The following is a 26,120-nucleotide window of genomic DNA, read 5'->3' as shown; positions in this document are numbered from 1 at the left end:
TTACTTCTTCAACGACGCGATGAAGTCATCGACCTGGGTGAGGGAGAGATACTCCACTTCTTCGGTGCCGCTGTCGGTGAATTTCCAGACAACGGCCGGTGCGGACACGTCGCCGTTTGCATCGAAGCGGACATCGCCGGTTGCGCCCTGATACTTGACCGTGCCGCCTCCCGCGAGCGTCTCCTTGGCGGCGGTGAAGCCGGCGACATCCGCCGTGACCGGGGTGCCGTTCGGATCCGTTACCTTCGCGACCGCGGCGGCGATATCGGCGCCGGATGCGTCCTTGCCGGCCGCTTCCATCGCCAGAAGGGCCAGCATTGCGGCATCGAAGCTGTTGGCAAGGCCGGGACCGTTCGGCTCGGAACCGAATTTCTCCACATAGGCTGCCTTGAACGCATCGGCGCTGGCAACACGCGGCGACGCGGTGTCGGTGCCAAGCGCATTGCCGAGATATTGCAGGCCGACATTGTCCCTGAACTCGTCGGACTTGAGCGAGTTCGCCAGGATCATGTCCTGTGTCCCGCCGAGCGACAGCCACTCGCGGACTGCAGATGTGCCTTCATTCGGGTAAAGCGCAAGGTAAAGCGCCTCCGGCTGGCCGCCGATCGCCTCGGTCACTTCGGCGCGGTAGGAGGGCTGGGCATCGTTGATGGCGACGGACGACGTGATCTCGATCCCCGCCGCTGCAAAGTCAGCCGCGATCAAACGGGCCATGTCCTGGCCCCAGTCGTCGTTCTTGTAGAGAACGGCAATCTTCTTGTAGCCCTTGTCGGACGCCACTTTCGCGGCCATCGCGGACTGGACGGCCGTCGTTGCGAATGTGCGGAACCAGAGACCGTTGGTCTTGCCTTCCTCGGAGAGCTTGGTGAAGGCTGTCGAGGACGAGCAGCAGGACATCTGCATGACGCCGCCCGGGACCGTGACGGAGGTCAGGATGGGCATCGAAACACCCGACGAGACCGCGCCGAGCAGGACATTGACGCCTTCCAGATCGACCAGTGCCTTGGCTGCATCGACACCGACCTTGGGATCGACCTGGGTGTCGCGCAGAACCATTTCGATCTGGCATCCCGCAGCACCGCCGGCCTCGTTCACCTGGTCGACGGCGAACTGCGCAACCTCGGCAATCGGCCGGCCCCAGTCGACCGACGTCGGCAGCGTCGCACCGATCTTGGTCGTGCAGTCCTGTGCGTGCGCTCCCGTTCCAAGAGCCGACACGCCGGCCGCGAAGGCCGCAATCGTAAGTAACGTTCTCATGTGAACCCCTCTGCTTGTGTTTTCTCCCGGCTCCGGCCGGGTTGGGAAACGATCAGCCGCTCGGGGAACAGGCCCTGAGGCCTCCAGAGCAGCATACCGACAATCACCAGACCGATCAGCACAAACTGGATCGAGCCGGTGTAGAGTTGAGCTTCGACAGGTGCGAAGCGGGACAGGGCCCAGCCGGAGAAGGTCCAGGCGCCCCAGATCAGAAAGGCGCCGGCAAGTGCACCCCTGGCATTTCCGGCGCCGCCCACGATCAGCATGGCCCAGATCTGGAACGTCAGGATGGGAAGAACATCCTGCGGGCTGACGAAGGCGTAGAACGTACCGTAGAGACTTCCGGCTAGACCGATGACAACGGAACCGGTCACGAAGGATATCAGGCGGATTCTGTCCGGTGACTTGCCCAGCGATCTGGCCGCGGTTTCGTCTTCCCGGATGGCGCGCAGCAACCGGCCGAACGGTGAGACAGTAAGGCGCTCAAGGAAAATGTAGACCGCACAGAGAATGAGAAGGACGACGATCAGGAACGCCACGTTGTAGGTGAAGCCGTCGCCGAGCATCTGCCTGAACGGGCGCTCGAAACCGCGGATGCCCTGGGCGCCGCCTGTGATGCTGGTCGCATTGCGCATGACGTTTTCAAAGGCGACCGCCACACCGAATGTGGCAATCGCCAGATAGTCGTGCCGCAGCCGCAGGGTAAGCCGCCCCACCGCCCATGCCAGAATGCCGGCCGCAACCATGCCCCCCAGGAGTGCGAGCGGATAGAACAGCTCGAACCCGCCCAGCTGGCTGTCCTGCGGCGCGCCGCCCAGGATGAGCGTGCCATAGGCGCCGGCCCCGAACGAAGCGACGACACCGCCGTTGAAGAGGCCGGTGTTGCCCCATTGCAGGTTCAGGCCGAGCACCGCGATGCCGAGAATGGCGGCAACCGTCGTAAAGAACACGAGATAGGAGACGACGCCGATCATGTCCTCGCCTCCCCGAAGAGACCGTTCGGCCGGATGAGAAGAACAAGAAGAATCATCAGGAAGGGAACTGACGGGCTGTAGCCGGACGGCAGAACCACCAGGGCAATGTTGGACGCGACGCCGACAATGAACCCGCCGAGCACCGCGCCGTAGACACTGCCGATCCCCCCGACAATTGTCGCGGCGAATATCGGCAGCACCAGGTCCCGCCCCATCACGGGCGTGATCTGGTAGCTCAGGCCGTAAAAGACACCGGCAATTGCGCCCAGCGCGCCACCCATGATCCAGACAAGCGCGATCATCTTCTTCAGGTTGACGCCGTGCACCTGGGCAAGGCTCGGGTTCTCGGCAATCGCCCTGAGCGCAAACCCGATCGTCGTGCGCGAGAAGAGGATATAGAGCGCGAACATGATGACCAGGGCGGCAATCAAAACGAACACCTGATCGGGCTTCACCAGCAGCAGCGGGTCGCGGGACAGGACCATGGCAAAGGCGATGTCGCGGGAGTAAAGCTCGCTGGACAGGCCGAAGACGAGCCCGATGACATTGCGGATGACAAGCGACATGCCGAAGGAGGCGAACACCATCGACAGTTCGCCGCCTTTCTGCCGGACCCGGCGGAACACCAGCTTGTCGATCAGAACCGCAGACAGGCCCGTCACGACCATGGAAAAGAGGATCGAAAGCAGGAGCGCGCCCGTCATGGACAAGGGGCCGATCTTTGCCGCCAGCACTGGCAGCAGGCTCTCGAACAGCCTGTCGAAGACCAGCGCGCAATAGGCGCCGATCGACAGGAGTTCGGCGTGCGAGAAATTGGCGAACCGCAGGATGTGCATCACCATCGTCAGTCCGATCGCGCCGAGCGACAGGAAAGAACCGACCAGGATGCCGTCAACAAGATGCTGGATCATGCCGCCCCCTTCCGTTCGCCGCCGAGATAGATCCGGCCCAACGCCGGATCCGCCAGCAGCTCCTGCGCCGGGCCGTCGATCTGGTTCCGGCCTTCGGCCAACACGTAACAATGGTCGGCACGCTTGAGGGCCTGCTTCACATTCTGCTCGACCAAGAGCACGGAAACGCCCTGGCGGGTCAGCTGCTTCACGTGATCGAGCACCTCTTCGGCGGCCTTGGGCGACAGGCCCGCGGAAGGTTCGTCCATGAGGATCAGCCGCGGTTCGACCGCGAGTGCCAGGGCAACGGCCAGAAACTGTCGCTGCCCGCCGGAGAGCGACCCGGCCCTGTCGCGTCTTTTTTCGCCAAGCACGGGGAACCGCTCAAAGAGCGCCCGGACCCGTTCCGCCGGATTGCGATGCGACTTCAGGACCAGATCGAGATTCTGCTGGATGGTGAGCGTGCGAAAGACATTGTCGGTCTGGGGCACATAGGCGATCCCGGCCTGCGACAGGCGGTCCGGCGCCAGGCCGGTGATCTCCCTGTCTTCCAGCAGGACGCGGCCCTCGGTGATCGACAAGAGACCGGCAACGGCCTTGATCAGGGTGGACTTGCCGGCCCCGTTCGGGCCGATGATCGCCGTCAGTTTCCCGGCTCGCGCTTCCAGCGACACACCGCGCAGGATCGGAAGGTCCGGCCGGTATCCCGCCGTCAGTGTCTCGATCCGCAGCAACGTGTCAGGCATCGATCGGCGCCCCCAGATACGCTTCCAGCAGAACCGGGTTGGACTGGGCTTCAGCGGACGTGCCCTGGAACACCACCTTGCCCTCGGCCAGTGCGATCACCGGATCGCAATGGCGCATCACGAAGTCCATGTCGTGTTCGATGATGAGGAAGGTCTTCCCGCCCCTATTGAGTTCCTCGATTTTTTCGATGAGCACTTCGGTCAGAGCCGGATTGACGCCGGCTGCGGGTTCGTCCAGCAGGATCAGTCGCGGGTCACCCATGAGCACGCGCGCGAGCTCCAGGAGCTTCATCTGGCCGCCCGAAATCTTGCCGGCCGGCTGATCCGAGACGGGGCGTAGCGTCAGAAAGTCCAACACCTCGAGCGCGCGGTTGCGGATGGCCTTTTCCTGTTCGCGAATGCGCGCCTTGCCGAACACGGCACCGAGAAGTGTTTCTCCCGTCTGCTGCAGCGGAGCGAGCATGACGTTCTCCAGAACGCTCATGCGGGCGAAGGGACGCGGGACCTGGAAGGTCCGGCCAAGTCCAAGCGCAAACCGCTGGTCAGGCGGAAGCCGGGAGACGTCCGTGCCGGACAGGCTGACCGACCCGGATGACGGTGCCAGTTCGCCTGCAATCACGTTAAAAAGCGTCGATTTGCCCGCACCGTTCGGTCCGATCAGGCCGGTGATCGATCCTTCGCGGATAGCCAGCGTGACGTCATCCACCGCCTTGAAGTCACCGAAAGACCGGCTGACACCGGTCAGCTTGAGGATCGCATCATCCATTTGACGCCCCCAGCACCGCGTCGTCAGGCCTCGTGTTCAGATTGTACTTCATGATGCGCCCGTGGCGGCCGTTTCTGTCACGCTCCAATGCGAACACCGGGCCGGAGGGGCCCGGCGCCGCGTCGAGGCAACCGGCTATGCGCGCGAGATCCTGCTCATCAAGGTGGAAGCGGAAAACCTCCAGTGTCTTCGGCAAGTGCCGCGCATATCTTGCACCGACGATCGCAGCCGCGACCTGCGGCTGCTGCAGAACCCAGCGGGTTGCGACAGAACTCAGCGACACGCCGTGCCTGTCGCCGATCTGCTTGAGGCATTGCAGCAAGGCCTGAAACGCGGACCAGGGCCCGCATTCATCGATGATCAGGCGATACTTCACCAGGGACCTGTTTTCGAAAGTGTATCCGGGATCGGGCTGTCCGAGCCAGGCTTCGGTCAGAAATCCGCCGGCCAGGGTGCCGTAGCACAGCAGGCCGACATTGTTCCGTGCGCACCAGGGAACAAGTGTGGCTTCCGGCCGCCGGTCGAGCAGCGAATACTGAACCTGGGTCGACACGAGATTGATCCCGCCGTCGAGAAAGGGCGCGGTCTCCGCAACATCCCAGTTGGTCACGCCCAGATTGGCGATCTTGCCCTTTTCCTGGCAGCGTTTGAGGACTTCCATCGCGCGAACCGGACTGCCGAGCGACATGTCCCACCAGTAGAACTGGACCAGATGCAGACGCTCGATCCGGAGCCTTTTCAGCGACCTGTCGACAATTGCCTCGACTTCCGCATCGGAGAGGTTTTCCAGGCGTTCGAGATCGGGCACGAGTTTCGTGTGCACCTGTACCCTATCAGCCACTTTCGAGCCGCGGCGCTTGCGCAGATCGGCAATGAAAGTGCCGATCATGTCCTCGACACCGGTATAGATATCGGCGCAATCAAATGCCGTGATGCCTGCATCCAGGAAGGCTTCCATGTCGGCGATGGCTGCCTGCGGCTCGACCGGCCCGTGGTCGCCCGCAAGCTGCCAGCCGCCCTTGATGACGCGCGAGATCTCGTAGCCGGGGCGCAGCGCTGCGGTTTCCACGCTCATTTGGCGTCTTCCTTCCGCCAATACGGCGTGCTGCGCGTCTCCGGCAGGCCCGTCGTTTCAGAATGGGTGAACCAGCGCCTGGCGGTGCGTGTGATCCGGAACCGGCCGCCGCAATGCGGGTCGGCACAGGCGACTTCGGCATCCGTCGACATCCAGTCATTGGGGTGCGTGTCACGCTGCTTTGCCGGCAGCAGCGGCAAGACCGCCGCAAGCGCATACATGGAGACACGCTGACACTTGTCGAACACGAGCGCCTCCCCCTCGACGGAGAAACTTTCCCCCTCAATATGCCGGCAGACCGGCGTCCGGCCGTCCAGCACCGTTTCGACCTTCAGGTCATACAGCCAGAAACCGTCGTCTCGCTCGGGCATCGTGTCATCCAGGTGTGTGTTCCCTTTACCCGCCACCGCTCCCCACTTTTTTAGGTTTGGCGCCTTGCGTGTGATCTGTGATATTTTATACCATGTCACAAAATGAGCTTGTCAAGGAAAGAAACCCGGCACGGGTCCGTGGGGCGGAGATGAGTGCGCCGAAAATCGCAAGGATAGACCAGTCAAAACTGCGCGAGAGTGCCTATGACGCTCTGCGCGAGGCCTTCACGCGCGGCGCGTTTGCCCCGGGGGAGACGGTCAGCCTGCGCACGCTGGCGGACCAGTTGGGCACCTCCATGACGCCGGTCCGCGAGGCGGTCAGGCGTCTGGTCGCCGAGGGTGCGCTTGTCGATACGCCGAGCCGGACGCTGGAAGTTCCGCCGTTCGACGCGGAGCGGATGCGCGAACTGAAATCCGCACGTCTTGCCCTCGAGGCGCTGCTGCTTGAAGAGGCGATGGATCATTTGAACGCGGGCGGTATCGATGCGCTTGAAGACATCATTTCAGCGCCACGCACCGACAGCGACATGCCGGACCTCAAACAGAATTACGATTTTCACTTCAGCCTTTACCGCCACGCGCGCTCACGGGTGATCCTGCCGCTCGTCGAGGCGCTCTGGCTTCAATACGGCGCCTTTCTGAACCTCGTGGTACAGGAGCGGGCCGCGAACGAAATCCCCGAACACATTCACCACGAAGAGATCATCGCCGCCCTGAGGAAATCCGACCGCAAGGCCGCGCAACGGGCGCTTGCGCTGGATATTGAGCGCAGTTTCAAACTGCTGCTGCCGGAAAGCTGAGGGACCGTGATGACAGCCGTACCGCCCCGCCAGACACTTGCAGACGGACTGGAGATCAGCCGCATCCTGACCGGCCTCTGGCAGGTGGCGGACATGGAAAAGGACGGGGTCACGCTTGATCCGGAGAAAGCCGCCGACGACCTGGAGGCCTATTTCTCTGCCGGCTTTTCCACCTTCGACATGGCCGATCACTACGGCAGCGCCGAGATCATTTCCGGCCGTCTGCTGGCAAGGTATGGCGCAGGCAAGCGCCCCCAGGTCTTCACCAAGTGGTGCCCCGAACCCGGTCCGATGACGGCGGACATCGTGCGACGGGGCGTTCAGGAGCGGCTGGACCGGCTCGGCACGGACTGTATCGATCTTCTGCAGTTCCACTGGTGGAGCTTCGAGCATCCCGCCTGGCTGGATGCGCTCCACGAGATGACGCGGCTGCAACAGGAAGGCCTCATCAAGGCGCTTGGCGTCACCAATTTCGATGCCGCACATCTCCGGCTGGCTCTGTCGGACGGCATCCCGCTGGTCACCAACCAAGTGTCTTTCTCGATGATTGACCGGCGCGCACGCGGTCCGCTGTCGCAGCTTTGCGCCGAGCGGGGTGTCCGGCTGCTTGGCTACGGCACGCTGTGCGGCGGCTTCCTGTCGGACCGGTGGCTCGGAAAGCCTGAACCCGCGGATATCACCGACTGGTCCAAGATGAAGTACAAGCGCTTCATCGACGCTGCCGGTGGGTGGTCAGGCTTTCAGGGTATCCTCTCCGCCGCGAGCGAGATTGCCGCAAAGCATAGCGTCTCGATCGCAAATGTGGCAACACGCTGGGTTCTCGAACAGGAGGCGGTCGCCGGGATCATCGTCGGCGCCCGGATCGGTGAAACAGAGCATATCGCCGACAACCGCAGGCCCTTTTCCTTCCAGTTCGACCCCGAGGATCACGCGCGGCTCGAACAGGCGTTTCACGCAACCAAGGAGGTTCCGGGAGACTGCGGCGACGAGTATCGCAAACCGCCGTTCCTGACCGCGTCGGGGGACCTGAGCCATCATCTTGCAGAGATGCCGCTCGCCCATGATGCGGTCGCCGCAACCCATCGTCCGGACGCCACAAAAGTGCTGACGGGGTCTGATTGGGAAGAGATTGCCGGCTATTGCCGTGCCCAGAAGATCGGCGACAGGATCCTCGTCTCGGGCACGACGGCCGTCGCCGGCGCTGCCCGGGCAGTCGCGCCCAGCGATGCCGGTGCGCAAACAACCTACATACTCGACAAGATCCTGGCGGCACTGACCGCATTGGGCGCCAGCGCCAATGACGTGGTTCGGACGCGAATTTACATCGTCGACGAGGCGGATGTACTCGACATCTCACGGGCGCATGGACGCGTCTTTTCCGGCATCAAACCGGCCAACACGCTTGTTGTCGTCGCAGGACTGATCGGCGACCACAAGGTTGAAATCGAAGCCGAGGCACTCCTGCAGGCGTCGTGAAGGCGCGGCGGGCCCGAACGCGACCGCTTCGCGTCAGACCAGCGGTGCAGCTCCCGCCAGACGGCCCAGAACAACGGCGCTCAAGAGGCCGTTGCCTGACAGGTAACCGCTGTCGGACATGCCTGAAACGCCGCACGCGGCGCCGCCGCAGGCAAAGAGATTGGCAAACGACGATCCATCGATCCGCATGACGCGCGCCTGCTCATCGGTGCGCAAACCTCCTTGCGTATGAAACAGAGCTCCCGTGACCCGCACCCCGCAATAGGGCGCTTCCAGGCTCTGGTTTGCGAACCGTCTGCCGAAAACATCGGTACCGCCCAACGGTATCGAGCCGATGGTTTCCGCAAAAGGCCTATCGGGTAGACCCAGTTCCAGCGCCAACCCCTCGAGCGTCGCGCTCGTCTTGATCGCCCCGGCGGCTTCGGCCTGTTTGAAATCCTCGAACTGGCGCGCGATCTCCGCAATGCGGCTGTCGAAAATCGCGAATGCCTCTCCGCCGGGCTGGGAAAGGACAGCCCGCGCGGCTTCCGAATAGCCCTGCGCCTCGTTCCAGAACCGCCTGCCATTCCTGTTCACCTGCACGCCGCCCTCGGTGATCACGGCCCAGGTAATGAGGATCCCGTGCGGATGGGCGACGTTTCCATGCCCCTGGTAGGCTCCGAGATGCTTGAGATCCGCACCGATCTCGCTGCCCCACAAGACGGCTTCGCCACGATTGCCGTCGTGACCGAACCAGAGGCCGTTCTCTATTTCGGGGAGATGTTTTGTCACGAGTCCCCGATTGCCGCCAAAACCGTTGCAGGCAAGGATCAGCTTCCGGCAGCCAATCGTCTCAGCGCCGCCGTCCGGAGACACAACCCCGATACCTGCAACATGATCGCCGTCGCGAAAGAGGCGCACCGCACGCCGCTCGCAGATGATATCGATTTCCGACCTTTCACAGGTCGCCCGCAAGGTGTCGATCAGTTCAGCGCCCGACCTTGCCGGCAGGCCATGCATCCGCCGCCGGCTGTGACCCGGATAGTCGAAATTTGTAATCACCGTGAAGGGCAGGCCGTGTGTTTCGGTCAGCCAGTCGATCACGGGAGCGGAATTGACCGCCAGCCGGTCGACCAGCGCCTGCTCGTTCTCGTTGCCGGCCTTCGCCTGTATGTCGGCGGCAAACTGCGCGGCAGTATCCTCAATCCCGGCTTGTGCCTGTGCCTTCGTTCCGGCTGCCGGTATCAGGCCGGCGGAAAGCGCGGTCGAGCCCCTGGGAACCGGGTCCGCCTCGATCACGAGAACGGATTGCCCGGCTTCGTGTGCGGCAAGCGCTGCAACCAGCCCGCCCGCACCCGCACCGACAATCAGGGTTTCACAGTCCAGGTCGAACGTGTCGGGTGGTGGCGCGACCTCAGCTTTCGTCACGATCATAGGCGGCCCCCTTCGCCAGCAACTCGGCCGTTCCGATCACTCCGTTGAGACCGTCGAAATCATACATCCGCGCGGCGAAGGGCCTGTTGCTGCCGTTCTCAAGGAGGCTTTGATAATAATCGCCCGCCGTGCGCGCGATGGCGCGCACGATCCCGCCTGGAAAGATCACGATGGAATAGCCCTGCTCTTCCAGATCATCCGCCCCGGTGATCGGGGTAGCGCCGCCTTCCACCATGTTGGCCAGGAGCGGAACCCTTCCTTCGAAGTGCTTTGCGATGCCGGAAAGCTGTTCGCGGGATTGCGGCGCTTCGACAAACAGAACGTCGGCACCGGCCTCAAGGTAGGTTTCGGCGCGGTCGATCGCCGCTGAAAATCCCTCAACGGCAATCGCATCCGTGCGCGCAATGATCAATGTTTCGGCCGACCGGCGCGCATCCGCCATCGCCTTCACCTTGCCCGCCATCTCCGCGGCCGGAATGAGTGACTTGTCCGACAGGTGACCGCAGCGTTTCGGATATGTCTGGTCTTCGACCTGAAGCGCCGACGCGCCCGCCCGCTCGTACAGCCCCATCGTGCGCTGTGCGTTGAGCGCGTTGCCGAAGCCGGTATCCGCATCGATGATGACGGGCAGGTCGGTCCGGTCCGCGATCAGCGCCATGGTTTCCGTCATTTCAGTCACGGAAGTCAGCCCGATATCGGGCCTGCCGAGACGCGTATAGGCCACCGCCGCGCCGCTGAGATAGAGCGCCTCGAAGCCCGCCGAGGCCGCGATTGCCGCCGTCAGGCCATCATAGACACCCGGCGCGACAAGGATCTTGTGCTGTTGGAGACGGGTTTTGAGGCTCATGACGTTTTCTCCAGCCAGGCCAGCACTTCTTCACACGACATTTCAGTGGTCACCGTTCCGAGCGACAGCAGCGTTGCCTCATGCACCTTGCTGTCGAAGGCCGCGCAGCCGTCGGTGAGAAGAACCGTGTCGATGTTGCGCAGATGCGCGTCCCGCAAAGTCGACGCGACACCGCCATTGGTGACAATGCCGCCGACGATGAGCGTGTCGATACCGACGGCCCGCATGATGTATTCCAGGCGGGTCTGGTAGAAGGCCGAATAGGCAACCTTCTCGACAACGAAGTCCGCCGGGTAGAGCGTATCCACCAGCGTGTTGCCGAAGCTGCCCGGCGCAAAGTCGCCCTTGCCGAGGAAGGGTCTCAACTTCTTCAGGTGTGCGGCGATCAACGGTTCGCCGTCGGCGTCCGGCACAAGCGTGAACTGCGCCGAGATGTAGTGGCCGCCGCGTTTTCTCAAGGCATCGACAAGCGGCCTGATGCGGGCAGGCAGCGCCGCAATGCTGTCGGACCGCTGACCGGCGCGTCCATAGGCGCCTTCCGGATGGAGGAAGTCATTCTGCAGATCGATTGTCAGAAGGGCGGTTCTTTTCAGATCCCACTGGGTCGGTTCACTCATGACTGGCCCTCCGAAGGTTCGATGATGGTATTGCCGAAGGCGTCGACCCTGGCCTGCAGGCCCGGCTCGACAAGCACCGTCGTATCCGGCTGTTCCAGGATCGCCGGGCCGTTGATCACTGTTTCGACCGGAAGCGACAGCCGGTCGAAAATCCCCGTCTCGTGCCATTCATTGCCGAAGTGCACCTTGCGGCGCGCCTTGGGATCGGGCGCATCGGTGCCCACAGGCGCGAGCGCCCTGAGATCGAATTTCGGACGCAGTCCCGTAACCGAACTGCGGAGATTCAGGATCCGCCTGACGCCCCCCTTGAGAAGCCGGCCGAACGTTGCCTGATAGGCTGTATCGAACGCGCTTTCGATGTCGGCCCGCGTCGGTGGCGTCACCTTGCCGTTCTCCGCTGAAACGCTCAGCGGGACAGACACGGTGTGGGTCTGACCGACATAGGCCATGTCGAGTTCGAACGTCAGCCCGCGGGTTTCAAATCTGGTTCTGGCCGCATCCAGCAGCGACATGCCCTGGTCGACATGCGATTGCATGAAGCTGCCCAGCGCAGCTTCATCGAGCGTATCGACCAGCGTGTTGATCGTCTGCACGAAGTCCTGGCGCATGTCCGCGATGACGCAGCCCATGGCGGACGTGACGCCCGGATAGCGCGGGACGATGGCCCGGGCGATCCCGACTTCACTGAGCATGGCACCTGCATGCAAGGCCCCGCCGCCGCCAAAGGGCATGAAGGCGAAATGCTTCGGGTCGAACCCGCGCTCGATGCTGACGAGACGGATCGCGCCTGCCATTCTGGAATTGGCAACCCGGAGGATCGCCTCGGCGGCCTGGACCGTATCCAGCGAAAGGGGCTCGCCCACATGTGTGTTGATCGCCGCGGCTGCAGCCTCGACGTCAAGCCGCGTCAGCTTTCCGCCGATCGGGTTGTCCGGATCGATGCGTCCCAGGACGACGTTGGCGTCGGTCACCGTCGGACGGGTGTTGCCGAGGCCGTAGGCGACCGGGCCGGGGTCCGATCCGGCACTTTCCGGACCGATATTGAGCAAACCGCCCTTGTCCACCCAGGCAATCGAGCCGCCACCCGCGCCGATGGTGGTGATTTCGATCATGGGCGTGCGTACCACCATGCCGAAATCGATCGAGGTCTGTGGCGACAGCATGGAATGCCCGTCCGAAATGAGCGAGACGTCGAAGCTGGTACCGCCCATGTCGCCCGTGATGACGTTCTGAAATCCGGCGGACGAAGCGATGTAGCCCGCGGCGATCACGCCTGCGGCAGGACCGGACAGGGCGGTGCGCACCGGCAGGCGGCACGCGGTATCAACTGCCATCACACCGCCGTTGGACTGCACGATCATGAACTCGCCGTCGAACCCGCCCGCTTTCAGCGCGTTTTCCAGCCTGTGCAGGTATCCGGACACTTCCGGCTGCAGATAGGCGTTCAGCGCCGTTGTCGAAAACCGCTCGAACTCCCGGATCTCGGGAAGGATTTCCGAGGAAGCCGACACGTGCGGGTTCGGCCAGATCTCGCGCACGGCCTCAACCGCCGCTGCCTCGTTCTGCGCATTGGCGTAGGCATTGGCAAAAAGGATCGCCACGGCTTCGCAGCCCTGCTCGCGCAGCTGACGCGCGGCGCCGCGCACCGCTTCAAGATCGACGGGTGTGCGGATCGTGCCGTCCGCAAGGGTTCGTTCGGGAACCTCCAACCGGTCGCGGCGATCGACCACCGGCTCGAAATCGCCACGCAGCCCCCAGGTGCGCGGCCGGTCCCGGCGGCGCATTTCCAACACGTCGCGCAGGCCGTCAGTGCAGATGACCCCGGTTTTTGCACCCTTGCGCTCCAAAAGGGCGTTGGTGCCGGCCGTTGTTCCATGGATCACGACGGAGATCTCCGAAAGATCCGACACCCGCTGCGAGATCCCGTCCAGAAAACCTCCCGACTGGTCCGGCCGGGTGGTGGGAACCTTTGCGACTTCCGCGGTTCCGTCCTGTTCGTTCAGAACGAAGACATCCGTGAAGGTGCCGCCGACATCGACCCCGATCATGCGACCGCTCATCAGGACACCTCCCGCCAGCTGTTGCCATAGAGCTCGTCAGCGCTGCCCTCGTCCATCATGCCTCTTGCCACGTCGCGCGCGACGTCTGCCGGCGCGCGGTCTTCCGCCTTGCCATAGCCGCCACCGCCTGGCGTTTCCAGGCGGACAGCCTGTCCCTGACGCAGCCTGATGCCGCGCATTTTCGAGGCGAGCGGTGGTGTCTGCCAGCCGTCATCCTGCTCGAAGGAAAACCGATTCAAGGCACCATCACCGCCGTCCGCGATCCCCTTGGGTGCAAACCGGCCGCGCTCGCCGAAGAGAAACGCTTCTGCACCGTTTTCCTCCAGCACCTCGATCTCGTAAACCGCACCCAGCCCGCCGCGATGCTGGCCCGCGCCGGCGCTGTCCGGGCGCAGAGCCCAGGTGCGGAACATCACCGGATAGGCGGCTTCGAGGATTTCCATCGGCGGGATCGTCGCCGTCGAAATCGGCGCGTTGCCGTGATTGAGGCCGTCGCTTTCCGGCGAACCACCATGGCCGCCGCCATAGAAGCTGAACATGACCCATGGCTTGCCGTTGCTGCGCTTGCCCGCAATCGACAGCGCGTTGATCGTGCCGTAGGCGTTGGCGACCACTCGCTCGGGTGCCGCCTTGGCAAAGGCGGAGAAAATCACGTCGATCATGCGCAGGATCGTTTCGGTGTATCCGCCCGTCGGACTTGGAAACTCTGCCGAGAGCAGCGAGCCTTCGGGGACTTCTACGGTGATCGGCCGCATCACGCCGGCATTTGCAGGAAGCGCCGGAAAAATATGCTTGATTGCGACATAGGCGGTGGCGACCGTCGTCGGCAGGGCAATGTTCACCGGCCCGGCGCATTGCGGCGCAGACCCCGCAAAATCGAGCGTCATCCGGTCGCCGCTGATTTCCAGCGCGACCCGGATTGCAAGCGGCTCGTCGGTGATGCCGTCATTGTCGAGGAAGTCTTCCGCCTCCCAGCGCCCGTCCGGCAGGTCCTGAAGTTCCGAGCGCATCAGCGCTTCAGCACGGTGACCAAGGGCATCAAGCGCGGCGGATACGGTCTCCGCCCCGTATTCATCCAGCAGTTCGTCCATCCGCCTGACGCCGAGATCCAGTGCACCGAGCTGGCCATTGAGATCGCCCATTGCCGATTGCGGCAGCCGCGTGTTCCTGAGCAGGATGTCAATGATGTCCTGATTGATTGCACCGGCCCGGGCGAGACGCACGGGCGGCAGAACAAAGGCTTCCTGAAAAACCTCCGTTGCCGCCGGATTGTAGTTGCCCGGAACAGCACCGCCGACATCGTGCCAGTGGCCAACCGATGCGAGATAACAGAACAGCTTTCCGTCGCGAAAGTAGGGGCGGACAAGGCGCATGTCCGACAGATGCGTGCCACCGATATGGGCGTCGTTGAAGATGAAGATGTCACCGTCCTGCAAATCACCGTCGGCGGCGGCCTTTTCAATTACGGCCTTGACTGCGAAGGCCATCACGCCGACGAAAATCGGCAACCCGGATTTTCCCTGCACCAGCGTGTCGCCGGTCGCCGCGTTATAGAGTCCGTGGCTGGCATCATGCGCCTCGGCAATGATCGGGTTGAACGCCGCCCGGAACAGCGTCGCGTCCATCTCGTCGGCGATCTGTTCCATGCGGCCGGACAGGACCGACAAGGTAATGGCATCGATTTCGCTCATGCTTGCGCCCTAACCTCCGCTATGTCGTTCCACACGTCCTGTCGCGTGATCCTGCCCGCTTCGATTTCGAACCGGTCGATGAAACGAATGCCTTCGAACGGTGTCCCGTCAGGCCATTCGCCGGACAGGGTGCCCCGGCAGTACACGATTGCGGCCTCGTCACGGCTCTGCATGGCGTCGAATCCGTCATAGGTTTTCCTGACGAACCGATAGCGCAGCCGGGCCCAGTCGAGCAGTTCCGGCAGGGTGTGCATCGGCTTCGTTCCCGGAAAGCGCATCGAGAAGCCGGCCGCCAGCATCGACTCGGCCTTTTCAATCTCGCGAGCCTCCATGGCATTGAGGAACCGTCGGACGATGTCGGCCGGGTCCGGCAATGCCGGGGCGCCTGCGCGGTGCCTGCCGCCGCGGGAGTAGTTTTCGGCTTCCATCTCGTGGACCATGACCGTGATGGCATCCGGCCCGGCTGGCACGACAAGGCGGACGGCATCCGTCAGCGCCTCGTGGAGGCGGCGTTTCTCGTCGGCCCCATAGCCTTTCAAGAGATGCAGTTCAACGATCGGCATTCCGCCTCCCTCCCGATATTTGTATTTTTTATAATACTAATTTGTATATGTTGTTAAGACAGAAAAAGACAAATCAATCGTACCGAAGCTTGATCTTTTTAAAACCGGCGATAACATTATGCGAGGATCAGGGAGGATTTTTGGTCGTGAACAAGCCTGCAAAATCGCTGCTTCCGGAAGGGGCCAAGGCGCGGCAGGTCTATCTGTCCCTCCGCGACCAGATCGCGGACGGCCGGCTCGAAGACGGCAAGAACCTTCCCCCCGAACAAAAGCTTGCCGAGCTGTTCGGCGTCTCCCGCGTGACGATCCGAAAGGCCCTGGATGCACTGTCCGAGGCCGGTCTGATCGTCCGGCGTGCCGGCAGCGGCACGACGGTACGCACATCGGGGCAACGGGAAAAACCGATGGCGATGAACCTCGCCACGCTGATGCCCCAGCTTGTGGAGATGGGACAGAACACCACTGCCCGCCTCTTGTCCTTTTCCTACGGACCTGCGCCTGAATTCGTTGCCAGTTCGCTGCGGCTCGAGCCCAAGGAACAGGTTCAGATCGCAACGCGCGTGCGCAGCACCGGCGGAACGCCGTTCTCGCATCTGACGACCTACGTGCCCGCGACGATTGCCGCGAACTATTCAGAAAACGATCTGGCGACGACCCCCCTGTTCAAGCTTCTGGAGCTGAGCGGGGTCCAGATCAAGGACGCCCATCAATCCGTCTCGGCCACGCTTGCCGGACCGGACGTTGCCGAGGCACTCGGAATTGCTGTCGGATCGCCCCTGCTTTCGCTGCGGCGCGTGGTGCGCGATGTCAACGGCAACGGGGTTGAATATCTGTCCGGGCTCTACCGGCCAGACATGTTCCGGCTCGAAATGCCGCTCACGAGGGTCGGCGACGGCAACACGCGCCACTGGGAACCTGCGATCGGGAAACCCCCGGGTGATCCCGCATGACGGCGCCGCACACACTTCTGGACAGGCTCTGGGCTGCGCATGAGATCGTGCTGCGCGCAGACGGGTCCTCCCTGTTGTGGGTCGACAGGCACCTTGTTCACGAAGGCTCGCACCATGCGTTCGCAAAACTGGCGGAGCGCGGAGCTCCGGTCGCGGAACCGGCGCTGACCTTTGCAGTGGTCGATCACTATGCCCCTACGCGCACGCGCGATCGCGATCTTGCACCCCGGATTGCCTACATGATCGAGACGCTGCGGACCAACGCCGCAAGACATGGTCTGAAGCTGTTCGACCTGAACGATCCCGGACAGGGGATCGTTCACGTCGTCGGCCCGGAGCAGGGCCTGACCCTTCCCGGCCTGCTGGTCAATTGCGGCGACAGCCACACCTCGACCCACGGCGCATTCGGCGCACTTGCATTCGGCATCGGTGCAACGGAAGTGGCGCATGTGCTGGCAACGCAGACGATCTGGCAGAAAAAACCCGCCGCCATGCGCATCCGGATAGACGGGGAGCTTGGTCCGGGTGTGAGCGCGAAGGACATTGCGCTCAACTGGATCGCAATGCTCGGCGCGGACGGCGCCCAGGGACATGCGATCGAATATGCCGGCAGCGCCGTACGCTGCCTGTCGATGGAAGGCCGGATGACCCTGTGCAACCTGTCGATCGAAGGCGGGGCCCGCTTCGGGATGGTCGCGCCGGATGAAACAACATTTGCCTATGTCAGGGGGCGTCTGCATGCCCCGCAGGGGTCCGCATGGGACGCCGCCTTGGAACACTGGGCGAAACTGTCATCTGACGAAGAGGCCCCGTTTGACCGGGACATCCGGCTCGACGCAGGTGACATTGCACCGACCGTGACCTGGGGCACCAGCCCGGAACACGCAATCCCGGTGACCTCTCCCATCCCCGACCCGGAAGCCCTTGCCAACGGCAGGGCGCAGGCCGTGCGCGATGCGCTGGACTATATGGGGCTGCCGGCGGGACGTCCCATCGAGGGCGTGCCGGTCGACCAGGTCTTCATCGGGTCCTGCACGAACGGCCGGATCGAGGATCTGCGGCAGGCGGCCGCCGTCCTGTCGGGGCGCAAGGCCAGGGTGTCCGGTCTGGTCTCGCCCGGGTCGGCCCTCGTGAAGGCGCAGGCGGAGCAGGAAGGTCTCGACCGCATCTTCGTCGATGCCGGGCTCGAATGGGCCGCGTCCGGATGTTCGATGTGCGTCGGCATGAACGGCGACCTCGTCGACCCCGGCAAGCGCTGCGCCTCTTCGACCAACCGGAATTTCCGCGGGCGTCAGGGACCGGGTGCGCTGACACATCTGATGTCTCCCGCCATGGTGGCCGCAGCGGCGGTGACAGGAACCATCACGGACGTTCGGCCGCTCCTGAAGGGACGCGCACCATGAGCGGCTGGACCAAACACAGCGGACAGGCCGTTGCCCTGCCGCTTCACAATATCGACACGGATCAGCTGATCCCGTCGCGTTTCATGTCAACGCCGCGCAGCGAAGGCTATGGCGGCTTTCTGCTGCATGATCTGCGCAGGGACGAGAGCGGCGATGAACATCCGCATTTTCCGCTGAACCGGCACAAGGACACGTCGATTGTGGTCGCCGGGCGCAATTTCGGCAGCGGGTCGTCGCGTGAAGCGGCCGTCTATGCGCTGGTCGATGCGGGCATCCGGGCCGTGTTCGCACCAAGCTTCGGCGACATTTTCGCAGGCAATGCCGTCAACAACGGACTTCTCCCGGCACGCATCTCGGAAGAGGATTTCGATGTCCTGCTGCGCGTGCTCGAAGACAGCTCAAGACCGGCCCATCTCTGCCTGGAGGCCGGTCACCTGAACATCGATGACAGGACAATCGAATTTCACATCGATCCGGGCTGGCGCACGAAGCTGATCAACGGCTGGGACGACATCGATCTGACGATGCAGCACGCAGAAGCAATCGGACAACACAAACGGAGACTCGACGGTCAAGCCCCATGGGTACGGCCATCGCCGACATGAACCGGCTCTTGAAGCGCAAGGGCACAAAGCATCAGGGCACAGCCTGAACAACCAGAGGGATAAAGGCAAAAGCCATCCTGTGAAGTGGAGAGAGAAAATGATGAGGATGATATTCGCCGGCCTTGTTGCCGGATCGGCGCTGATGGCAGCGTCTGCGCAGGCGGAAGACAAGATCACCGCCGTTCACGCGTTTCCCGAAACGCTGATCTACACCAAGAGTTTCCTGTCCTTCGTGGACAAGGTGAACGAGGCCGGCAAGGGCGTGGTTCAGATCGAGGTGCGCGGCGGGCCGGAAGCCATCGGCATGTTCCAGCAGCCCGACGCGGTGCGCGACGGCATTGTCGACATGGTCTACACGCCGGGGTCCTTCTACGGCGGCGCGCTGCCGGAAAAGGACGCGATGGTCGCGTCCAACCTGACCGCTGTCGAGACACGCCAGAACGGCGGCACCGAGCTGATCGACAAGATCCACCAGGACAAGATGGGCCTGAAGTATCTGGGCTGGTTCGACAGCGGCGTCTGCTACAATCTTTGGACGCGCAACGAGCCGACCTTCGATGAGAACGGCAACCTGGAAGTCGAAGGCCTCAAGCTGCGCGGAAACAACGTCTACAACGCCTTCTTCACCAACTATCTCGGTGCACAGGTGATCGATCTGCCGACCGGCGAAGTCTATTCCGCGCTTCAGCGCGGTGTTGTCGATGCGACCGGCTGGACGCAGATCGGCCTGATCGACCTGAAGTGGAACGAGTTCCTGAACTACCGGATCGAGCCGTGCTTCTTCTCAACGGATCTCGGCGTGATCGTCAACCTGGAGAAGTGGGACTCGCTGTCGGACGAATCCAAGAAGATCCTTCAGGATGTCGCCATCCAGCACGAGAAGGACAGTGTCGAAGCCCTGCGCGCCAAGCGCGACGAGGATTTCGCCGCGCTGGAAGCTGCCGGCATGACGGTGGTCTCACTGGAAGGCGAGGCGAAAGCCAATTACCTGGCCGCCGCGCGCGAGAAGACCTGGGAGCGCATGAAAGGCCTCATGGCGGAACAGCCGGGCGGGACCGACAACTACGACACGCTGATCGAACTCTTCTACGATCTCGATTCAGCAAAATAACGGTAAGACAGGCCCGCCCCCGGCGGGCCTGATCACGCATGATGCCGGGGCTGATGCATGAAGGCTGTTTCCAGGATTTACGGGCACGTGATTGACGCCATGGCAGTGTTTGCAGGTGCAACACTGGTGTGGCTGATGGTGTCCGTCGTCATCTCCGTCGTGATGCGGAACCTCGGACTGCAGCCCTTTGCGTGGCTGTTCACATCGTCCGAATACGGCCTCCTCTACATGACCATGCTGGGGGCACCGTGGCTGGTGCGCGAAAAGGGCCACGTTCATATCGAGCTGGTCACGTCCGCGTTGCCGGAAGGTCCGCGCCACGTCGTCAGCCGCCTTGTCGCGCTCGCCTGCGTGCTGGTCTGCGTCATCCTGGCCTGGAAGGGCCTGGAACTGTTTCTGAAGAATATCGAGCGGGGCGATTACGACACCCGCGCCTATTACTACCCGCGCTGGCTGCTGACGGTCACCTTTCCGCTGAGCTTCGGCCTGATGGCAGTCGAATTCATGCGTTTCGTCGTCGGTTCGGAGCTGATGCATACCGGTGAAGCGGGGATACACGAATAATGGAATGGTACGAGGCTCTCGCCCTCCTGCTGGGTGTCATCGTGTTTCTGATGGCGATGGGCATGCCGGTCGCTCTCGCGTTCCTGGCCGCCAACATCGTCGGCGCCTGGGTGTTCATGGGCGGCGAACGCGGCATCGGCCAGCTCCTGAACAACGGCCTCGGATCACTGACGAAATTCGCGCTCGTTCCGATCCCGCTCTTCCTGCTGATGGGCGAGATCTTCTTTCATACCGGGCTGGGCGGGCGCATGTTCAACGCCATCGACAAGCTGCTCGGCAGACTGTCGGGCCGGTTGAGCTATGTCACCGTGCTCGGCGGCACGGCTTTTTCGACCCTGTCCGGCTCGTCGATGGGGTCCACAGCCCTGCTCGGCTCGCTGATGGTTCCGGAGATGAGCCAGCGTGGCTACAAATCGCACATGAGCATCGGCCCGATCCTCGGCACGGGCGGCCTCGCGATCATCATTCCTCCCTCGGCTCTTGCAGTCCTGCTTGCCACGCTCGCACAGATCGATGTCGGCGCCCTGCTCATTGCCGGGGTCATTCCCGGGCTGATCCTCGCCGGCTTCTATATCGGCACAATCTGGCTGCAGACGAAACTGGATCCGGCGGCAGCCCCTGCCTATGACGTCGCGCCGATGTCCCTTGCCAGCAAGATCGGACTGCTGCTGCGCGAAGTCGTTCCAATGGTCGGCGTGATGGTCGTCATCATCATCCTGATGATCAACGGCTTCGTCACACCTTCGGAAGCGGCCGCATTCGGGGCCCTGGGTGTTCTGATCCTCGCGGCCGTATTCCGGTGCCTGACATGGGAGGCCATGCGCAAGTCCGTGACCGGCGCGCTCAAGGTGACGCTGATGGCCTACCTGATCGTGTTCGGGTCGGCGACATTCAGCCAGTTGCTGGCGTTTTCAGGGGCCTCGCGCGGCCTGGTGAACTGGGCCATCTCGTTCGAACTGGCACCTCTCGCAATGCTGATGGTGATGTTCGCGGTGCTGCTGCTTCTCGGCATGTTCATGGAACAGATTTCCATGATGCTCCTGACCGTGCCGATCTTCTTTCCGCTCGCAATGAATCTCGGCTACGACCCGATCTGGTTCGGACTGATCATGCTGCTGGCACTGGAAATCAGCTTCACGACGCCCCCCTTCGGGCTGCTGCTGTTCGTGATGAAAGGCGTGGCGCCACCGGGCACGACCATGCGGACGATCTATACGTCCGCCTTCCCGTTCATCGGCTGCTCACTGCTGCTCGTCGCGCTTCTGGTGCTGTTTCCGCAGATCGCTTTGTGGCTGCCTGGTCTATAGGCGAAGCGCAGACGGCGGTCGGTACCAAGTGATCGAGGCCAAAAAAAAGGGGCGGGAAAACCCGCCCCGTCTCGTTCATGCCTGTCAGGTTCAGGCGAAGGACCAGCGCTCCATCCAGCGCTCGCCATCCATGTCCCAGTTGGAGGCCATGCTGTCGCTGACAACGATGTCGTTCGACGTCGCAAAGACGTAGTTCGCGAACATCGGAATGATCACGCCGCCGTCTTCGTTCACGATGGCCTGCATTTCGTAGTACATCGTGCGGCGCTTGTCAGGATCGAGTTCGGCGCGCGCGGTGACCAGCAGTTCATTGAAACGGTCATTGTCCCAGAAGGTGTCGTTCCAGGCGACGCCTTTCGCGTAGGCCGTCGAGAACATGGCGTCCTCGACCGGACGGCCGCCCCAGTAAACCGCGGTGAAAGGATCCTTCATCCAGACATCCGACCAGTAGCCGTCATTCGGCACGCGGTTAATTTCCAGATTGATACCGGCATCCTTGGCCGACTGCTGGAACAGAACAGCTGCATCGACCGCGCCCGGGAAGGCCGCGTCGGCTGAAGACAGGGTCACCGACAGGCTGTCGAGACCGGCTTCCTTCAGGTAGAACTTGGCCTTGTCCGGATCGTAGGTGCGCTGTTCCAGTTCGCTGTTGAAGAACTGCTGGCCCTGTCCGATTGGATGGTCGTTGCCGACCGCGCCGTAGCCGAAGAGGATCTTGTCGACCATTTCCTGGCGGTTGACGGCATGCTTGAGCGCAAGGCGTACATTTCTGTCCGTGTACGGGTCCTTGTTGGTGGACATGGCGAACGTGTAGTGCTGGTTGCCGGCGACCTCGTGGATCGTCAGGCCGGGGCGGCGCCCCATCAGTCCGATTGTCTTCAGGTCCAGCTTGTCGATGACATGAACATCGCCCGAAATCAGGGCGGTCGTACGCGCGTTCAGATCCACGATGGCCAGCAGCTCAATCGTGTCGAAGAAACCGCGATCGCTGTTCCAGTCGTTTTCGTTCCGTGTCAGCGTTGCGGAAACACCCGGCGTGAAGTTCGTCAGCTTGTATGGGCCCGCGCCGTCGCCGGACTTCCAGTCGACGGAGCCGTCCTTGGCCGGCTGGATCGGCAGATGGTAATCGGTGAAGGTGAACGGGAAGTCGGCGCTGCCGGACGACAGCGAGAAGACAACCGTGTCGCCTTCGGCAGTGATGTCGTCAATGGCGGCCAGCAGCGGCTTGGCGGCAGATGTCGAATCGTCGCCACGGTGGAAATTGATCGACGCGATGACGTCTTCCGGCGTGACGGCCTTGCCGGAATGGAACGTTGTTCCCGGACGCAGTTTGAAGCGCCAGACCTTTGCTTCGTCGTCCGCTTCCCAGCTCTCGGCAAGCTGCGGCTCAACGGAGCCATCGGGCGCAACACCGGTCAGGTAACCGCAATAGCCATACCCCAGCGCGATCACGAAGCCATGTTCCCATGTGCCCGGATCAAGCGTGTCCGTGGTCTGTCCGTGACCCTTGGCGACGCGGAGCGTGCCGCCGCGCTTCGGCGCCGCCTTTGCGGTACCGGTCAGCGACAACGTGCTGCCGGCCATGACGGTGGCTGCACCGGTTGTCTGCAAGAACCTGCGGCGGTTCATCGACCCTATTGAAAACTTTCCATCACTCATTGTCAGGCTCCCCTGTCGGAATTTGATTTGTATCGCTGAAGTCGTGCCGCCGGATCGAGCGCAAACATTGTTCTGAATGACCGAAGCACGAACGCGTTTGTTTATTGCTTGTTGTGTTCTCACCTCTGTTTTTGGCTCAGACCTTTTTGCGGCCCTGTGAATATAATTCCTACAACGCTTCCACATTTTCTCCAACAAAAACAGGAACGACAGGAAATTTCGAAAAGTTTGCAGTACAAATTCGAAAAAATCAGCATAAATTTTTGTAATGAAGAGCGCCCGGGATACCCATGCCGCAACGCCCTGACATCAAGGATCTCAGCCTCAAGGGACTGGAGCTGTTCCAGCTGTGCGCCCGCAGCGGTTCGCTTCAGGCCGTTGCGGCGGAAACGGGCCTTTCGGCAAGCACCGTTTCCCATCATCTGCGCAACCTGGAAGAAGCGCTGCGCGTGGAGCTTTTCGACCACTCCCGGCGCCCCCTCGTGCTGACACCGAAAGGCAAGATCTTTCTGCGCGACATCGACGATGCATTGCACGCGCTGCGCAGGGCCAGGGCGGAAGCGTCGGGCGGCACCATGGCCGAGGCAAGCTATCTCCGGCTCGGAACCATCGAGGATTTCGACAGCGACGTTTTTCCCGCACTCGCCGTCTCGCTGTTCGAGGCCATGCCGAATTGCGATTTCCTGTACCACACCGATTCCAGTCACATGATCGTGCAGATGCTGCGCAACCGGCAGCTCGACATCGGTGTCGCGGCAACATCAAACGAACGCCTGCGCGATTTCATCGAGCGGCCGCTCCTGCGCGATCCCTATGTCATGGTCGTTCCCAAGGGGCTGGACAGGACACCGAGCGAAATCATCCACGGCAAGGCCGAGCTTCCGTTCCTGAGATTCACGAGCAATCTCATCATGGCCAAGCATATCGAAGCCCAGCTCCGACGCATGGACATCTCGCCGCCGCACCGGTTTGAATGCGGCAACAACCAGACACTTCTGGCCATGGTGGCGGCGGGAACGGGCTGGACCATCACCACACCTCTGCTGTTTTCCAGGGCACGGCGCTTTCACCCCGAGGTCGAGATGCACCGGTTTCCGGGCAAGGGATTTGCGCGCACGCTGGCGATCCTGGCCAATGCGGATTGCTCCAGATCGGTGCTCAACCTTGTCGACGAGTCCATAAGAACCCTCATTGACGACACCCTGCTCACGCCGTTCTTTGAGAAGACGCCGTGGCTGAAAGACAGCCTGAAGCTGATCGACTGAGCGCCTTAGACCGTGTGGACGACTTCAGAGAATGTTGAAACGGTCCCTAATGGTCCTGTCCTGCTCCGGGGACAGGTAGGCCGGGTGGTGGCTCGCCAGGATCTCGCCCGCACGGGCCCGGGCGCGCGTCCAGGCATCCTGCGCTCCATTCTGCGCCCAGGTCCTCGGCTCATCCCGGTCCGCCAGCGACGGGTAGAAATAGTCGCGCTCCATGGCCTGGTAGGTGTTCTGGCCACCCAGAAAGTGGCCTTCTCCCAGAACCGCTTCGCAGATCGCGTCGAAGGCCAGCGTGTCCGGCGTCACCTCGATCCCCCTGAGGGCCCGATAGGTCATGGAGTGCATCTCGTCATCGAGCACGAACGCCTCGAAACTGGCGCCCAACAGCGATGCGGTCATGCCGGAACTTTCATAGATCAGATTGCCGCCGGCCAGCGCGGCAGCAAGCGATGTTATGCCCTTCTCAACCCCGGCCTGTGCATCGATCGCCTTGGCGTCGGTCATCGACGAGGCCACGCCGGAGGGAAGACCGAGCCAGTTGGTCAACTGGGCAGACGCCGCATTCAGGACGGCAGTCTCGCCGCCCCCGCCCGAAAAGGCGCCGGTTCTCAGATCGATGACGAGCGGCCAGTTGGAAAAGATCATCGGAAAGCCCGGCTGGATCGCGTGCACCATCACAAGACTTGCAAGCGTTTCGGCAAGTGACTGCGCCAGAAAGCCAGCAAGCGTTGCCGGTGCGGTCGCGCCGGCCTGGGCGGCGGTGATACAGGACATCGGGATGTTGTGCCGGATGCACTCGTAAACGACACCGACCGCATCTTCGCCGTAGCGCAGCGGTGAAATGACCGGACTGATATGGGCCTTCAGGAACGGCCGCCTGGCGAACTCCCCCGCGCCACCGGCGGCGATGTCGAGCATACCGACGATCGGCGTGACATGCTCGGGCAGCGTGAACGAGGTCGCAACGGGCTTGGTGGTGTTCCTCAGCAGCGCGTAGACCGTGTTCACGTCCAGATCGTAGGTGTCGGGCACGTCGGTCGCCACGCAGCAGCGGGTGAACCAGCTGACATTCTGCAAAACGTCCTGAAGCCGGGTGAAGTTGTGCAGGTCTTCCAGCGTCGACGGGCGATAGAGACCGGTTTCCATGTCGAGCGTCTGAACCGCCGCGCCGCCCGTACCGAAATAGACATTGCTGCCGCCGACCACGATGGATTTCGCCGGATCGCGGCCATGGAATGTGAAGGTCTTGGCAGCGGACGCGATGGCGGCCTCGACCAGCTCGACCGGGAAGGTGACACGGTCATTTCCGGCGTCTTCGGCCCCTGCCGCCAGAAGGTCCGCCTTGAGGCGCTCCGGCACTTCGCCCATCCCGAGCCTGCACAGCAGATCCAGCGCCGTGCGGTAGATCTGCTGCAGTTCGTCGTCCAGAAGCGGTTTGTACCTACCCCCCGCCTGCCCCGGCGGGCACGGATCGACCTGCGGCTTGGCGGCCCGCATCGCCAGGCGTTCCTTCCGGCCTCCCCGTTTCGCGCGGCCACCGCTCATTCGACACTCTCCCAAATCAGTTAGAAGCGCCACTGAATGAGATGCCTGGATTTCGCGCAACAGAAATAGAGTTATTTCATTTTTTTGAGTGCTAAACTTCGATTTTTTCGAATTTAAAGAATAGCGTATTGTGGCATGACCAGGTCTTGGGCTCTATGCGTCTTCCTT

General features: G+C 62.4%; 24 protein-coding genes. 9 read left to right on the top strand and 15 right to left on the bottom strand.

Features of this window, described 5'->3' with window-relative positions:
- From ACO07N_RS09045 to ACO07N_RS09015, 7 genes are read right to left on the bottom strand one after another with little or no spacing between them, the layout of a single operon-like run.
- A complete protein-coding gene (locus ACO07N_RS09045) occupies positions 1–1,257 on the bottom strand; it encodes an ABC transporter substrate-binding protein (protein ID WP_421980699.1) in 1,257 nt (418 codons plus the stop codon).
- A complete protein-coding gene (locus tag ACO07N_RS09040; RefSeq protein WP_421980698.1) occupies positions 1,254–2,231 on the bottom strand; it encodes a branched-chain amino acid ABC transporter permease in 978 nt (325 codons plus the stop codon). The genes ACO07N_RS09045 and ACO07N_RS09040 overlap by 4 nt, the downstream gene beginning before the upstream one ends.
- Positions 2,228–3,142: a branched-chain amino acid ABC transporter permease gene (locus tag ACO07N_RS09035; protein ID WP_421980697.1), complete on the bottom strand. Its 915-nt coding sequence runs from the start codon at positions 3,140–3,142 to the stop codon at positions 2,228–2,230. Before ACO07N_RS09035 ends, ACO07N_RS09040 begins: the two co-directional genes overlap by 4 nt.
- Positions 3,139–3,867, bottom strand: a complete 729-nt coding sequence (locus ACO07N_RS09030; RefSeq protein WP_421980696.1) for an ABC transporter ATP-binding protein — start codon at positions 3,865–3,867, stop codon at positions 3,139–3,141. Before ACO07N_RS09030 ends, ACO07N_RS09035 begins: the two co-directional genes overlap by 4 nt.
- Complete coding sequence (locus ACO07N_RS09025; protein WP_421980695.1) at positions 3,860–4,633, bottom strand: ABC transporter ATP-binding protein; 774 nt, start codon at positions 4,631–4,633, stop codon at positions 3,860–3,862. Before ACO07N_RS09025 ends, ACO07N_RS09030 begins: the two co-directional genes overlap by 8 nt.
- Positions 4,626–5,708 carry an aldo/keto reductase gene (locus ACO07N_RS09020; RefSeq protein WP_421980694.1) on the bottom strand — a complete coding sequence of 361 codons (1,083 nt, stop codon included), beginning with the start codon at positions 5,706–5,708 and terminating at the stop codon, positions 4,626–4,628. The genes ACO07N_RS09025 and ACO07N_RS09020 overlap by 8 nt, the downstream gene beginning before the upstream one ends.
- Positions 5,705–6,079 (bottom strand): TIGR04076 family protein, encoded by a 375-nt coding sequence (locus ACO07N_RS09015; RefSeq protein WP_421980693.1) that lies wholly within the window; start codon positions 6,077–6,079, stop codon positions 5,705–5,707. Before ACO07N_RS09015 ends, ACO07N_RS09020 begins: the two co-directional genes overlap by 4 nt.
- 149 nt (positions 6,080–6,228) lie before the next feature.
- On the opposite strand from ACO07N_RS09015, the gene ACO07N_RS09010 reads away from it, so the two are divergent.
- Together ACO07N_RS09010 and ACO07N_RS09005 are read left to right on the top strand one after the other, a co-directional pair.
- Entirely contained in the window at positions 6,229–6,879 is a 651-nt protein-coding gene (locus ACO07N_RS09010) for a GntR family transcriptional regulator (protein ID WP_421980692.1), read from the top strand.
- Positions 6,880–6,888: 9 nt separating this feature from the next.
- Positions 6,889–8,355 carry an aldo/keto reductase gene (locus ACO07N_RS09005; RefSeq protein WP_421980691.1) on the top strand — a complete coding sequence of 489 codons (1,467 nt, stop codon included), beginning with the start codon at positions 6,889–6,891 and terminating at the stop codon, positions 8,353–8,355.
- A 33-nt stretch (positions 8,356–8,388) separates the two neighbouring features.
- Here ACO07N_RS09005 and ACO07N_RS09000 read toward each other — a convergent pair whose 3' ends face one another.
- Genes ACO07N_RS09000 through ACO07N_RS08975 form a run of 6 tightly spaced genes read right to left on the bottom strand, consistent with a single transcriptional unit; the run spans position 8,389 to position 15,546 of the window.
- Positions 8,389–9,768, bottom strand: coding sequence for an FAD-dependent oxidoreductase (locus tag ACO07N_RS09000; RefSeq protein ID WP_421980690.1), 1,380 nt, complete (start codon positions 9,766–9,768; stop codon positions 8,389–8,391).
- A complete protein-coding gene (locus tag ACO07N_RS08995) occupies positions 9,749–10,615 on the bottom strand; it encodes an isocitrate lyase/PEP mutase family protein (RefSeq protein WP_421980689.1) in 867 nt (288 codons plus the stop codon). Before ACO07N_RS08995 ends, ACO07N_RS09000 begins: the two co-directional genes overlap by 20 nt.
- Positions 10,612–11,232 (bottom strand): cysteine hydrolase family protein, encoded by a 621-nt coding sequence (locus tag ACO07N_RS08990; RefSeq protein WP_421980688.1) that lies wholly within the window; start codon positions 11,230–11,232, stop codon positions 10,612–10,614. Before ACO07N_RS08990 ends, ACO07N_RS08995 begins: the two co-directional genes overlap by 4 nt.
- A complete protein-coding gene (locus ACO07N_RS08985; protein ID WP_421980687.1) occupies positions 11,229–13,292 on the bottom strand; it encodes a hydantoinase/oxoprolinase family protein in 2,064 nt (687 codons plus the stop codon). Before ACO07N_RS08985 ends, ACO07N_RS08990 begins: the two co-directional genes overlap by 4 nt.
- Positions 13,292–14,983, bottom strand: coding sequence for a hydantoinase B/oxoprolinase family protein (locus ACO07N_RS08980; RefSeq protein WP_421980686.1), 1,692 nt, complete (start codon positions 14,981–14,983; stop codon positions 13,292–13,294). The genes ACO07N_RS08985 and ACO07N_RS08980 overlap by 1 nt, the downstream gene beginning before the upstream one ends.
- A complete protein-coding gene (locus tag ACO07N_RS08975) occupies positions 14,980–15,546 on the bottom strand; it encodes a tautomerase family protein (protein WP_421980685.1) in 567 nt (188 codons plus the stop codon). The genes ACO07N_RS08980 and ACO07N_RS08975 overlap by 4 nt, the downstream gene beginning before the upstream one ends.
- Positions 15,547–15,692: 146 nt before the next feature.
- Between ACO07N_RS08975 and ACO07N_RS08970 the strand changes: the two genes are divergently transcribed.
- From ACO07N_RS08970 to ACO07N_RS08945, 6 genes are all read left to right on the top strand, one after another.
- Positions 15,693–16,496 carry a GntR family transcriptional regulator gene (locus ACO07N_RS08970; protein ID WP_421980684.1) on the top strand — a complete coding sequence of 268 codons (804 nt, stop codon included), beginning with the start codon at positions 15,693–15,695 and terminating at the stop codon, positions 16,494–16,496.
- Positions 16,493–17,899, top strand: a complete 1,407-nt coding sequence (leuC, locus tag ACO07N_RS08965) for a 3-isopropylmalate dehydratase large subunit (protein ID WP_421980683.1) — start codon at positions 16,493–16,495, stop codon at positions 17,897–17,899. Before ACO07N_RS08970 ends, leuC begins: the two co-directional genes overlap by 4 nt.
- Complete coding sequence (gene leuD, locus ACO07N_RS08960) at positions 17,896–18,504, top strand: 3-isopropylmalate dehydratase small subunit (RefSeq protein ID WP_421980682.1); 609 nt, start codon at positions 17,896–17,898, stop codon at positions 18,502–18,504. The genes leuC and leuD overlap by 4 nt, the downstream gene beginning before the upstream one ends.
- A 97-nt stretch (positions 18,505–18,601) precedes the next feature.
- Positions 18,602–19,615, top strand: coding sequence for a TRAP transporter substrate-binding protein DctP (gene dctP, locus ACO07N_RS08955; protein ID WP_421980681.1), 1,014 nt, complete (start codon positions 18,602–18,604; stop codon positions 19,613–19,615).
- A 57-nt stretch (positions 19,616–19,672) separates the two neighbouring features.
- Entirely contained in the window at positions 19,673–20,179 is a 507-nt protein-coding gene (locus tag ACO07N_RS08950; protein WP_319385070.1) for a TRAP transporter small permease, read from the top strand.
- Positions 20,179–21,486, top strand: coding sequence for a TRAP transporter large permease (locus tag ACO07N_RS08945; RefSeq protein WP_421980680.1), 1,308 nt, complete (start codon positions 20,179–20,181; stop codon positions 21,484–21,486). The genes ACO07N_RS08950 and ACO07N_RS08945 overlap by 1 nt, the downstream gene beginning before the upstream one ends.
- Before the next feature lie 90 nt (positions 21,487–21,576).
- Here the strand turns inward: ACO07N_RS08945 and ACO07N_RS08940 are convergent, their stop codons facing one another.
- A complete protein-coding gene (locus ACO07N_RS08940) occupies positions 21,577–23,145 on the bottom strand; it encodes an ABC transporter substrate-binding protein (protein ID WP_421980679.1) in 1,569 nt (522 codons plus the stop codon).
- A 290-nt stretch (positions 23,146–23,435) separates the two neighbouring features.
- On the opposite strand from ACO07N_RS08940, the gene ACO07N_RS08935 reads away from it, so the two are divergent.
- Positions 23,436–24,410, top strand: a complete 975-nt coding sequence (locus tag ACO07N_RS08935; RefSeq protein ID WP_421980678.1) for a LysR family transcriptional regulator — start codon at positions 23,436–23,438, stop codon at positions 24,408–24,410.
- 24 nt (positions 24,411–24,434) lie between these two features.
- On the opposite strand, the gene ACO07N_RS08930 is transcribed toward ACO07N_RS08935, so the two are convergent.
- The gene (locus tag ACO07N_RS08930; protein WP_421980677.1) at positions 24,435–25,952 is read right to left on the bottom strand and encodes a trimethylamine methyltransferase family protein; all 1,518 of its coding nucleotides are present in this window, start codon (positions 25,950–25,952) and stop codon (positions 24,435–24,437) included.
- Between the last annotated feature and the right edge of the window lie 168 nt (positions 25,953–26,120).

The organism is Roseibium sp. (genome assembly GCF_965229775.1).
Lineage (GTDB): Bacteria > Pseudomonadota > Alphaproteobacteria > Rhizobiales > Stappiaceae > Roseibium.
Note: the sequence above shows the minus strand (reverse complement) of the source record. Positions and strands in the feature narration are given on the sequence as shown.

Coding starts and splice junctions, on each gene's coding strand:
- ACO07N_RS09045 (WP_421980699.1), bottom strand. CDS start 1,257: ATGAGAACGTTACTTACGATTGCGGCCTTCGCGGCCGGCGTGTCGGCT.
- ACO07N_RS09040 (WP_421980698.1), bottom strand. CDS start 2,231: ATGATCGGCGTCGTCTCCTATCTCGTGTTCTTTACGACGGTTGCCGCC.
- ACO07N_RS09035 (WP_421980697.1), bottom strand. CDS start 3,142: ATGATCCAGCATCTTGTTGACGGCATCCTGGTCGGTTCTTTCCTGTCG.
- ACO07N_RS09030 (WP_421980696.1), bottom strand. CDS start 3,867: ATGCCTGACACGTTGCTGCGGATCGAGACACTGACGGCGGGATACCGG.
- ACO07N_RS09025 (WP_421980695.1), bottom strand. CDS start 4,633: ATGGATGATGCGATCCTCAAGCTGACCGGTGTCAGCCGGTCTTTCGGT.
- ACO07N_RS09020 (WP_421980694.1), bottom strand. CDS start 5,708: ATGAGCGTGGAAACCGCAGCGCTGCGCCCCGGCTACGAGATCTCGCGC.
- ACO07N_RS09015 (WP_421980693.1), bottom strand. CDS start 6,079: ATGCCCGAGCGAGACGACGGTTTCTGGCTGTATGACCTGAAGGTCGAA.
- ACO07N_RS09010 (WP_421980692.1), top strand. CDS start 6,229: ATGAGTGCGCCGAAAATCGCAAGGATAGACCAGTCAAAACTGCGCGAG.
- ACO07N_RS09005 (WP_421980691.1), top strand. CDS start 6,889: ATGACAGCCGTACCGCCCCGCCAGACACTTGCAGACGGACTGGAGATC.
- ACO07N_RS09000 (WP_421980690.1), bottom strand. CDS start 9,768: ATGATCGTGACGAAAGCTGAGGTCGCGCCACCACCCGACACGTTCGAC.
- ACO07N_RS08995 (WP_421980689.1), bottom strand. CDS start 10,615: ATGAGCCTCAAAACCCGTCTCCAACAGCACAAGATCCTTGTCGCGCCG.
- ACO07N_RS08990 (WP_421980688.1), bottom strand. CDS start 11,232: ATGAGTGAACCGACCCAGTGGGATCTGAAAAGAACCGCCCTTCTGACA.
- ACO07N_RS08985 (WP_421980687.1), bottom strand. CDS start 13,292: ATGAGCGGTCGCATGATCGGGGTCGATGTCGGCGGCACCTTCACGGAT.
- ACO07N_RS08980 (WP_421980686.1), bottom strand. CDS start 14,983: ATGAGCGAAATCGATGCCATTACCTTGTCGGTCCTGTCCGGCCGCATG.
- ACO07N_RS08975 (WP_421980685.1), bottom strand. CDS start 15,546: ATGCCGATCGTTGAACTGCATCTCTTGAAAGGCTATGGGGCCGACGAG.
- leuC (WP_421980683.1), top strand. CDS start 16,493: ATGACGGCGCCGCACACACTTCTGGACAGGCTCTGGGCTGCGCATGAG.
- leuD (WP_421980682.1), top strand. CDS start 17,896: ATGAGCGGCTGGACCAAACACAGCGGACAGGCCGTTGCCCTGCCGCTT.
- dctP (WP_421980681.1), top strand. CDS start 18,602: ATGATGAGGATGATATTCGCCGGCCTTGTTGCCGGATCGGCGCTGATG.
- ACO07N_RS08950 (WP_319385070.1), top strand. CDS start 19,673: ATGAAGGCTGTTTCCAGGATTTACGGGCACGTGATTGACGCCATGGCA.
- ACO07N_RS08945 (WP_421980680.1), top strand. CDS start 20,179: ATGGAATGGTACGAGGCTCTCGCCCTCCTGCTGGGTGTCATCGTGTTT.
- ACO07N_RS08940 (WP_421980679.1), bottom strand. CDS start 23,145: ATGAGTGATGGAAAGTTTTCAATAGGGTCGATGAACCGCCGCAGGTTC.
- ACO07N_RS08935 (WP_421980678.1), top strand. CDS start 23,436: ATGCCGCAACGCCCTGACATCAAGGATCTCAGCCTCAAGGGACTGGAG.
- ACO07N_RS08930 (WP_421980677.1), bottom strand. CDS start 25,952: ATGAGCGGTGGCCGCGCGAAACGGGGAGGCCGGAAGGAACGCCTGGCG.